Raw genomic sequence first — 2,566 nt, 5'->3', positions numbered from 1 at the left:
CGGAGATGTCGTCCAATCGACCCAGATCCGACAACGATCGGATCGACGCCGATGGGCGATCCCTCCTGATGCCGCCGACGTCTCGTTTGCTTGTGTCACAGGCGATCTGGCGGGTCTTGCGCCCATGGCGGGGTGGAAGGGGGACGGTAGTCGCTCGGCTTGACCGACCGTGGTTGGACAGGGGGTTCGGTCCAACCGGGCGGCTGTGCGCGCAATGATCGGCTGTCGCCTGCCATGAGCATGGGACCGGTCGGACCGGTTTTCTGCCAGGTTCATGGGACCACCCGGATTGCCAGTCATGGGACCATTCGGCGCGTCGCGCCGGTGGTTCCTCGGTTCGCTCGTTTGATCGCCGCATCGGTGTTGTCGATGTGGAGGGTCTGCGGCGGTGGGATTTCGGGAGGTCAGTGTGATCGAGGTCAAGGAGGTGCTGCGCGCCTGGCTTGAGGGGGCTGGGACGCGCACGGCTGGGGCGCGGGCGGGGGTGGACCGGAAGACGGCCCGCCGCTATGTCGAGGCGGCGCAGGCGGCGGGGTTGGAACGGTCGGCCGGGTTCGCCACGGTCGATGATGCCTTGGTGGGGCAGGTGGTGGCTGCGGTCCGCCCGGCCCGCCCGAACGGGCACGGGCAGGCGTGGGAGGTGCTGGCCGGCCGCGAGGAGCAGATCCGGGACTGGGTGGCCGGTAGGGAGGGTGGCCGGCCGTTGACGATCGTGAAGATTCACGAGTTGCTGACACGGCAGGGGTGTGTGGTGCCGTATCGGACGCTGCACCGGTTTGCCACCGAGCGGTGCGGCTATCGGCCGAAGGCGACCACGGTGCCGGTGGTCGACGGGGAGCCGGGGGTGGAGTGCCAGATCGATTTCGGCTACCTGGGTTGGTTGGTCGATCCGGAGACCGGGCAGCGGCGCAAGCTGCATGCGTTGATCTTCACCGCTGTGGTGTCGCGGCACCTGTTCGTGTGGTTGACCCACGCCCAGACGTTGGCGGCGGTGATCGCCGGCTGTGAGGCGGCGTGGATGTTCTTCGGCGGGGTGTTCAAGGTGCTCGTTCCGGACAACCTGAAGCCGGTGGTGACCCGCGCGGACGCGGTCAACCCGCAGCTGTCGACGGGCTGGTTGGACTATGCCCAGCATGCCGGGTTTGTCACCGACCCGGCCCGGGTCCGGTCGCCGCGGGACAAGCCTCGGGTGGAACGGGCGGTCCAGTTCGTCCGGAACAGTTTCTGGGCCGGGGAGAGCTTCGCCGACCTGGCCGATGCGCAACGCCGGGCGGAGGCGTGGTGCGTCGGCCGGGCCGGGATGCGGATCCACGGCAGCTTGCAGGCCCGGCCGTTGGAAGTCTTCCGCGACCGAGAGGCCGGGGTGTTGCTGCCGGTCCCGGCACCGTATGACATGCCGATCTTCGCCCGGGTGAAGGTGCACCGCGACTTCCACGTCGAGGTCGGCCGGTCGCTGTATTCCGCGCCGAGGCACCTGCTCGGGCAGTACCTGGACGCCCGGGCCGATTCGCAGCTGGTCAGGCTCTACGCGAACGGCCGGCTGATCAAGTGTCATCCCCGGCAACCACCGGGCCGGCGGTCGACCGACCCGGCCGACCTGCCGGCGGAGAAGACCGGCTACGCGTTGCGGGACCTGACCCGGCTGATCGGGGTCTGCGCCGGCCACGGACCCAACATCGGGATCTACGCCGAACGGCTGCTCGACGACCCGCTGCCGTGGACCCGGATGCGGGCGGTCTACCGACTGCTCGGCCTGGTCCGCCGCTACGGTCCCGGCCCGGTCGAGCAGGCCTGCGCGACCGCGCTCGACCTCGACGTCATCTCGGTCTCCAAGATCGACTCGATGCTGACCAGAGCCACCGAGACGACCGCGCCGAGCCTGCCCGGGCTCACCCCACCCGCCGGCCGGTTCGCCCGAGACCCAGCCGAGTACACCCTCGCCACTCACGGGACCGGCCCGGCCACCGAGGGGACCGGCCTCGCCACCGAGGGGACCGGCCTCGCCAGTGAAGGGACCGGCCTCGCCAGTGAAGGGACCGGCCACTTGGTGGTCGTCCGTGGCGCCGCCGCCGAGGAGGTGAGCGCCTGATGAGCACCGTGGTCGACCCGGTCGGGTCGGATCTGTCGAAGATCTTGTCGACGCTGAAGCTGTCCGGGCTGAAACAGACCCTGCCAGAGCGGCTGCTGCTGGCCCGGCAGACCAACATGGGTCACGCCGCGTTCCTGGAACTGCTGCTGGCCGACGAAGTCGCCCGCCGAGGCACCCGCTCCGCCGCCCTGCGCGCCGGGAAGGCCGGTCTCGACCCGGCCATGCGGCTCGACACCTTCGACGACCTGCCCGACCTGGCCTACGACCGGACCCTGTGGTCGGACCTGACCTCGCTCCGGTTCACCGAGAACGCCACCGGTGTTTTGATCCTGGGTCCGGTCGGGGTCGGTAAGACGCACCTGGCCACGGCGCTGGGCCACATCGCCATCCGCCGCCGCCACAGCGTCGTCTACGCCCGCGCCGACAAGCTGTTCACCAGGCTCCGCGGCGCCCGGCTCGACAACACCCTCGAGGCCG

At 70.0% G+C, this 2,566-nt stretch carries 2 protein-coding genes; both read left to right on the top strand.

Going from position 1 to position 2,566, the window contains the following annotated elements:
- Window positions 1-388: 388 nt before the first annotated feature.
- Window positions 389-2,089, top strand: a complete 1,701-nt coding sequence (gene istA, locus VF468_29875; protein HEX5882494.1) for an IS21 family transposase — start codon at window positions 389-391, stop codon at window positions 2,087-2,089.
- Window positions 2,089-2,566, top strand: a 478-nt coding sequence (locus tag VF468_29870; GenBank protein HEX5882493.1) for an ATP-binding protein, incomplete at its 3' end; no start/stop codon positions are given. The genes istA and VF468_29870, both read left to right, overlap by 1 nt.

It is taken from the genome of Actinomycetota bacterium, assembly GCA_036280995.1.
Lineage (GTDB): Bacteria > Actinomycetota > CALGFH01 > CALGFH01 > CALGFH01 > CALGFH01.
This window is presented reverse-complemented; position numbering and strand designations above follow the sequence as displayed.